The following is a 7618-nucleotide window of genomic DNA, read 5'->3' as shown; positions in this document are numbered from 1 at the left end:
AGAATCTTACTTTCAGGTGGAATTGATGTATCGAAAATACCACAATTCGTAGCAGCAGGTTTCCCACAAACAGCCAATGTATTTTGTAATGCTATTGATACGCGTACCAGAGGTTTAGAATTCGTAGCAACTTACAATACCGCTATAGGAGCCAAAAGTAAGCTAAGTACCAATGTTGCTTATTCGTCGATGCATACCACACTCCGTGCTAACCGCAAAACCGATACTGGCATAGAAGTAGCAGACAAAATAGCTACCTTATATATTACTGATGGTTTGCCAAGGAATAAACTAATTGCTTCGGCAAACTTAGAAATCGGAAAAATCGGTTTCATGCTCAGAGTGTCGAATTTTGGTGTAGTTTCTGACCCTTTGGCTACTTTAGCCGTAAAACCAACCGATCCAAATGCTGTAAACTATCAAGTATTTTCGGCTAAAACCTTAACTGATGTTTCGGTTACGTATAAACCTACCAGTAAACTTGCCATTATTGCGGGTGTAAATAACCTCTTTGATATTTACCCTGATTTACTGCAAGTTCCTCAAACTACCAATGAAGTTGTGTATTCACGTCGTACGAATCAATTCGGTACGCAAGGAAGATTTCTAAATTTAACGCTAAACTACAACTTTTAAGAAGGTTAGGCCCCAAACAGTAAGGATTTGGGGCTACTTTCATTCTTCAATCGTAATAAACCTAGCAAAATAAACATGAGTAAACAAATCAGCAATTTAATAATCGGAAGCTGGGACACTATAGTTATTGGTAGCGGCAATGCAGCTCTTTGTGCAGGTATTTCTGCACTTGAATATGGAGCAAGAGTTTTAATTGTAGAAAAAGGTGATGAAAAAGAATGGGGTGGAAACAGCCGCTACACCGCAGGAGCTATGAGGTTTGCTTTTGATTCTTTTGAAGATTTGAAACCTTTGATTAGAAACCTATCAGATGAACGTTTACCCAACACCGTTTTTGGAAGCTACACCAAAACAAAATTTTTGTCAGATTTAGAGCATTTCAACGAGGGTGAGCCAGTCACTGAACTGCAACAATTTTTGGTTGACGAAAGTTTGGGGGCTTTGCAATGGTTAAGTTCGCATAACGTAAAATTCGACCCAAGCTATGCACGTCAGAGTTTTTTGAAAGAAGGAAAACATGTTTTCTGGGGAGGTTTGGCACTCGATGTTGAAGGTGAAGGCGACGGTTTAGTACAAGCCGAACTAAAAGAATATCTAAGGCTAGGTGGTGAGATTTTCTATGACTGCCCTGCCGAAGAAATTTTACAAGAAAATGGTAAAATAATAGGAATCAGATGCACAAAACAGGGCGAGGAAGTAATTATTCACTGCCAAACCGTGATTTTGGGCTGTGGTGGTTTTGAGGCGAATAAAGAATTGAGAGAAAAATATTTAGGCGAAAAATGGGGAAGTGCTAAAGTACGTGGAACTCGGCACAACATGGGTCAAGGACTTGAAATGGCCCGAAAAGTTGGTGCAGCTTTCAATGGATATTTCGGGGGATGCCACGCCACGCCAATGGATAAAAATATGCCCGAATATGGCAATCTTGATCTTCCGCACGTCGAACGCAAACACTATCGAAAAATATCTTATTTGTTTGGTGTTATGCTCAATAATCAAGGCAAACGCTTTGTGGATGAAGGCTTAGATATGCGAAATTACACTTATGCTCAATTTGGTAAAGCTATTCTGGAGCAACCCAATAACGTAGCTTGGCAGATTTTTGATGCCAAAACTGCTCCGTTACTCTACGCCGAATACCGGGTAAATCACGCCAGTTTCTACGAAGCCGATACACTTGAAGCACTGGTAGAAAAAATCGAAGGTATCAATCAAGCTCAAGCCATTGAAACCTTGAATGAATACAACCAAGCTGCTGCTCAAAGCAAGGATATTGCCTTTGACCCAACGCTGAAAGATGGCAAAACAACCAAAGGTTTGGCTTTAAATAAAACCAATTGGGCAAATACGCTTGATACTCCTCCGTTTCGGGCCTATCCTGTTACTAGCGGCATCACCTTTACTTATGGCGGCTTGAGTGTCAACAAAAAAGGAGAAGTATTAGATGAAAATGCTCAACCGATTGCTGGTTTATTTGCTTGTGGTGAAATGGTTGGCGGGGTTTTCTTTCATGGATACCCTGGTGGCTCTGGCTTAACTTCAGGGACAGTTTTTGGGCGTTATGCAGGAAAATCAGCCGCTTTATTCATTAAAAATAACTAATAAGCCGATGCGAAATTTCAATCAACTCTCATCAAAACTATTTTTAATTGTATTATTTCAGCTTTCGCTGACTTGCTTCGCACAAGAGTCGGCCGAAGCAATCAAAAATAAAGAATTAAGAAGAGTTCCGTGTATATATATGCGAGGAGGCACTTCAAAAGGCCCTTTTTTTGATAAACGAGATTTACCTAAAAATAAAAAAGAACGTGATGCAATATTGCTCACTGTAATGGGGTCGCCTGATGCACGCCAGATTGATGGTTTGGGAGCGGTGGCCACCGTAACAAGCAAAGTTGTTATGGCCGAACCTTCAAGCCGACCAAATATTGATGTTGATTATCTTTTTGCCCAAGTAGATATAGAAAATCCAATTGTCGATACCCTCCCACCGTGTGGCAATATGATGGCAGGTGTGGGGCCATTTGCCATTGAAAAAGGTTGGGTGAAGGCCACTATTCCCGAAACACGAGTAAGAATCTACAACATCAATACCAACTCGGTCATTGAAGAATTGGTGCAGACACCCAACGGCGTGGTAGAATACAAAGGCAACGCACGAATTGATGGTGTACCTGGCACAGCTGCACCTGTAATTTTAAATTTATCCGACCAAGTTGGTGGCAAAACTGGCAAGCAATTTCCTACAGGTCAGGCAAAAGAAATCATCAATGGTATTGAGGTAAGCATCTTAGACGCTGGCACATTAATGGTCTTGATGAAGGCCAAAGATTTGGGCCTCAAAGGCGATGAGAGTCAAGAGTTTTTTGAGGGAAACCCCGAATTAATGAAAAAAATGGAGAGCATCAGACTCGAAGCAGGATTGAGAGCAGGTATGGGCGATGTAAGTAATAATGTTTTACCAAAAATTGGGGTATTGTCAAGCCCAAAAGATGAAAAAAATAATATCCATTCGCTCTATTTTACACCTAAAACACTTCATCCGAGTCATGCCGTAACTGGGGCGATTTGTGTGGGTGCGGCTCTCAAACTCAAAGGGACGGTAGCTTCAGAGGTGGGTAAAGAAAATGGGCAAACACGTGAATTTGTGATTATCGAACACCCTGCGGGCATAATTGAGGTAAATATCGAAATGAAAGCCACCGAAAATGGACCTTTGCTTGATAAAGCAGGTACGCTTCGTACAGTCAGAAAAATTATGGAGGGTTATGTTTATTACTAACAACACCAAATGAGTAAAGGAATAAAATATATGTTGATAAGCACATTTTGCTTTTCGGCTATGCAATCGTTAGTAAAATACTTGCCCGAAATTCCAATCTTCGAACACATTTTTTTTAGGTCTATCATTGGTTGGTTATTATGTATTATTATTCTTAAAAAGGATAACGTTTCGATTATTGGCAAAAACAATAAAATGCTGGTATTTAGAGGCTTAGTTGGCTCGATGTCGATGTTCTCATTTTTTTATTTATTGAGCCGAATACCCTTCGGAACGGCCGTAGCATTCAAATATTTGTCGCCTGTTTTTACTACCATTTTGGCAGTATTGATTCTCAAAGAAAAACTCAAATCACTTCAATGGTTTTATCTGATGCTTTCTTTTTCAGGAATCCTACTGCTCAAAGGGTTCGACCCACGCATAAGTTTCTTTGATTTGGGGGTGGGTCTGCTGGCGGCATTTTCTGGAGGATGGCTATTTATTATCATTCGTAAAATTGGCGAAGACGACCATCATTTGGTTATACTCCACTATTTTATGTTCATATCGGCCACCATCAGTGGGTTTGCTTCCATCGATTCGTGGGTAAGCCCCAACATGAGTCAGGCTTTACTAATTCTGCTCATCGGAATCATCGGCTTTGTAGCACAGAACTTTTTCACAATTTCAATTCAACAAAAAGATAACGTCAGTCTACTTTCAATTTTACGCTATACCGAAGCTATTTATGCCCTTATGATTGGCTATTTCATTTTCGCAGAAACGTATTCTTGGGTAAGCATTGTGGGCATTGTAATGATTTTCTTGGGGGTAATCCTTACCATGCAAATGAAACGCCGAGCATCGAAAATTGAACCTAATACCTAAATCAATTCATATTAATACTTTCATTTCTATTCAATAAACAAATCAATTAATCCTTATGAAAAAAAGATACGAACTTGTCGTAATATTTGTCATATTTGCCATCATCACCTACCTCGACCGAAACTCCATTTCATCAATTGGCGATGACATCACACGTGAACTAAACCTGTCAGACAAAGAATGGGGCATGATTCTTTCGGCATTTTCATTGGCCTACGGTGCTTTCGAAATTCCAACGGGAATCATGGTTGATAAAATTGGCCCAAAGAAAACCCTCATCCGTATCGTTTTGTGGTGGTCGATATTTACTATTCTTACAGGCTTTGCATCTGGTTTTTATTTCTTGCTGATAGTCAGGTTTTTGTTCGGTGCAGGCGAAGCGGGTGCCTTCCCGACTATTTCAGTGGCCATTGCTCGTTGGTTTCCAACAGTCGAACGTGGCAGAATACAATCAATCGTATGGATGGGAAGCCGCATGGGTGGAGCCTTAGCACCTATCACCTCTATTTGGTTGGCAGAAGCCTACGGTTGGCGTGGTGTTTTCTATATTTTTGGTAGTCTTGGCATCATTTGGGCCATAGGTTGGTATTTTTGGTTTAAAGACGAGCCAAGAGAGATGAAAGGCATTTCGCAGTCAGAAGTACAAGAAATTGAAGCGGGTCGTAGCATTGATGGTAATTCTCACGGCTTATTGCCATGGAAAACTGTTTTAAAAAGTCCAAATCTTTGGGCTTTGATGGGCATGTACCATTGCCTACTCTACGGAGCTTATTTTTACATGTCTTGGATGCCCAAATACCTTCAAAATGGTCGTGGAATTCCAAAATCCGAGTTAGGTTGGATGGTATCTTTACCATTTGTATTAGGTATGGCTGGCTGCTTGGCAGGAGGTTTTGCATCGGATTATTTAGTAAAAAAGGTGGGACTCCGAAAAGGCCGCTCGTATGTGGGTATGTTTGGCTTAGTAATGGCAGGAATATGTATGATTATTGGCTCATTTACACAAGATATTTCTTTTGCCATAATATTTTTGGCTCTTGGCCTCGCTTTCAAAGACTTTACTTTACCAGTTTCGTGGGCAGCAGCAACCGACATCGGTGGCGAACACGCTGGTTCGGTATCAGGTACAATGGGTTTAGCAGGCCAGTTAGGATCGGCTATTATGGCCACGGCCTTTGGGTTTATCTTACACGCCACAGGAAGCTACGAATTGCCCGTTAGAATCATCGGCTTTATTGTTATTTTAGGTGGACTATTGTGGCTCAAAATTGACGCTTCAAAAAAGATTTTAGACGTAGAAACGCACTAATCATTGCTTTTCATTCATCAACTTCTTCGTTTTAATGCAAATTTTCCTTTCTTTTGTACTAAAATGAAGAAGTTGCCTTTCGATACTGACCAAGAACTCCTTGCCGATATTGCCAATGGCGATAGTCGAGCTTTTGAGATTTTGTATCGCAGATACTTTTCAAAACTGTACGGAGCTGCCTATAAACGCCTGCAAGACAATGAACTAACCAAAGAGGTGGTTCAAGAATTATTTGTTTCGCTATGGGAACGTCGTGAAAAACTTCCTATCGAGAATATCGAAAACTACTTATTTTCCTCAATAAAATACCTTGTTATAGCTCAATTCAAAAAAAACAGTTTGTTTGAAAAGTATTCATTATCCGTCGATGCTACTGAAAATGATGATAATTTTACCGAACAAGCCGTTGCTTTTGACGAATTGAACCATGCATATCAAGATGCTCTTCAATTGATTCCTGAAAAATGTAGAGAAGTCTTTTTACTGAAACGTAGTGGACTATCACAAAGAGAAATATCTGAAAAATTGGATATTTCTGAAAAAACAGTTGAAAATCAAATGACAAAAGCACTTAAAATTCTTCGTGAGGCTTTGAAAGATTATACTTCATTGCTTATTCTTTTCCTTCCTGAAAATATTTTATAATTATTTCAAAAAATAATTACACTTTTTTTATTTATCAAATAGGGGAAAACCTCTAAGTGTTTCACTTAGTCTATGAAAGCAAAAAGAAAACGGAACGCCACCCGATGATACTTAACAAAGAAATAATTGAACGATTTTTAAAAAATCAAAGCACCCAAAAAGAGCAAGAGCTGATTGAGGCGTGGTACTATTCGTTTGAAAAAAATCTTGATGGAATTGGCCAAATGACAGATGAAGAACAACTTCAATTAGAAAATGAACTTTATCTGAAAATTAAAGAAAAAATTTCACCGGCCAAAAAAACTCCGACACGACAAATCAATTGGTTTTGGTACTTGAGCAGTGCCGCAGCTATGGTGCTATTGGCATTTGGAATCTGGACATATAATACATCTACCAAAAGCATTCAATCCTTGAGTGGCATTCCGTTTTCGGGTTGGGCAAAATACGAGAATATCTCTGCCAAAGAACTGAAAGTTACATTACCCGATGGCAGTTTGGTGGTGTTACTGCCTAAAACTCAACTATCATATAATCAATCAGATACGAGGTTTAGAGAAGTAAATCTTTCAGGAGAAGCATTCTTCGATGTGATGCACGATGCCACCAGACCGTTCTTGATTTATACAGGCAAAATGACAACGAAAGTTCTCGGCACAAGTTTCACGGTTAAAGCGTATCCTAGTATGAAAAAATCAGAAGTTTCGGTCGTATCAGGCAAAGTTACAGTCTATGAAAAAGATGCTGAAAGCAAACACAACAACGGCGTGATACTTACCCCCAACCTCAAAGTAACTTTTTTTGATGAGGAAGAGCATTTTGTAACAGGATTAGTTGAAAAACCCGAAGTATTAACCTCAATTAAAAAAGAGAATATAAGTTTCAACTTTAAAGATGCCTCGCTAAATACGGTTCTGACAACACTCGAAAAAGCCTACGGAATTGAAATGGTTTTAGAAAACGAATCGCTTGGCAATTGTACACTCAATGGCGATCTGAGCGAAATGCCACTTTTTACAAAGCTCGATATCATAACCCGCTCACTCAATGCAACTTATCTGGTAAAAGGAACGAGTATTTTAGTTAGTGGAAGTGGCTGCGAATGAACAACGCAAATAGTCAATTTTAATAGTTTGATTCTTACAAACATTGAGCTTTAACTGTGAATACTTGACAATTGACCATAGCCTACAAATTTTCATAACTTCATATAAACCAAAAAGCCAAAATTCAACAAAAAGCCGAGAGTGCTGGAAACACTTTCGGCTCAAAATCACCTCAGTTCCATCGCCAAATGTCAGCTGAGACAACAAGTTTAGTTAATCAAACAAAACCTTTGTAAACCTATGCAAAAACCACTATTCAATCAAGCATTT

The 7618-nt window shown here is 39.4% G+C and carries 6 protein-coding genes and 1 pseudogene; all 7 read left to right on the top strand.

The window, feature by feature from the left end; all coding sequences use genetic code 11:
- Positions 1-636 (top strand): annotated as a pseudogene (locus tag ACOVO2_RS03120) (hypothetical protein); the annotation flags it as partial.
- Between the two features lie 75 nt (positions 637-711).
- Entirely contained in the window at positions 712-2241 is a 1530-nt protein-coding gene (tcuA, locus tag ACOVO2_RS03115; RefSeq protein ID WP_421768570.1) for an FAD-dependent tricarballylate dehydrogenase TcuA, read from the top strand.
- A gap of 7 nt (positions 2242-2248) precedes the next feature.
- Positions 2249-3421, top strand: a complete 1173-nt coding sequence (locus ACOVO2_RS03110) for a 2-methylaconitate cis-trans isomerase PrpF family protein (protein WP_421768569.1) — start codon at positions 2249-2251, stop codon at positions 3419-3421.
- 9 nt (positions 3422-3430) lie between these two features.
- Complete coding sequence (locus ACOVO2_RS03105; protein ID WP_421768568.1) at positions 3431-4288, top strand: DMT family transporter; 858 nt, start codon at positions 3431-3433, stop codon at positions 4286-4288.
- 55 nt (positions 4289-4343) lie between these two features.
- Positions 4344-5597: an MFS transporter gene (locus ACOVO2_RS03100; RefSeq protein ID WP_421768567.1), complete on the top strand. Its 1254-nt coding sequence runs from the start codon at positions 4344-4346 to the stop codon at positions 5595-5597.
- Between the two features lie 63 nt (positions 5598-5660).
- The gene (locus ACOVO2_RS03095; RefSeq protein WP_421768566.1) at positions 5661-6242 is read left to right on the top strand and encodes an RNA polymerase sigma factor; all 582 of its coding nucleotides are present in this window, start codon (positions 5661-5663) and stop codon (positions 6240-6242) included.
- A gap of 104 nt (positions 6243-6346) precedes the next feature.
- Positions 6347-7348, top strand: coding sequence for a FecR family protein (locus ACOVO2_RS03090; RefSeq protein ID WP_421768565.1), 1002 nt, complete (start codon positions 6347-6349; stop codon positions 7346-7348).
- Positions 7349-7618 lie beyond the last annotated feature (270 nt).

It is taken from the genome of Emticicia sp. (assembly GCF_049241225.1).
GTDB lineage: Bacteria > Bacteroidota > Bacteroidia > Cytophagales > Spirosomataceae > Emticicia.
The sequence above is the reverse complement of the archived record's forward strand: the minus strand, read 5'-3'. Positions and strand labels throughout refer to the sequence as shown.

Bases quoted from the DNA above. Each gene is read 5' to 3' on its own strand.
- tcuA (WP_421768570.1), top strand. From the start codon at position 712: ATGAGTAAACAAATCAGCAATTTAATAATCGGAAGCTGGGACACTATA.
- ACOVO2_RS03110 (WP_421768569.1), top strand. From the start codon at position 2,249: ATGCGAAATTTCAATCAACTCTCATCAAAACTATTTTTAATTGTATTA.
- ACOVO2_RS03105 (WP_421768568.1), top strand. From the start codon at position 3,431: ATGAGTAAAGGAATAAAATATATGTTGATAAGCACATTTTGCTTTTCG.
- ACOVO2_RS03100 (WP_421768567.1), top strand. From the start codon at position 4,344: ATGAAAAAAAGATACGAACTTGTCGTAATATTTGTCATATTTGCCATC.
- ACOVO2_RS03095 (WP_421768566.1), top strand. From the start codon at position 5,661: ATGAAGAAGTTGCCTTTCGATACTGACCAAGAACTCCTTGCCGATATT.
- ACOVO2_RS03090 (WP_421768565.1), top strand. From the start codon at position 6,347: ATGATACTTAACAAAGAAATAATTGAACGATTTTTAAAAAATCAAAGC.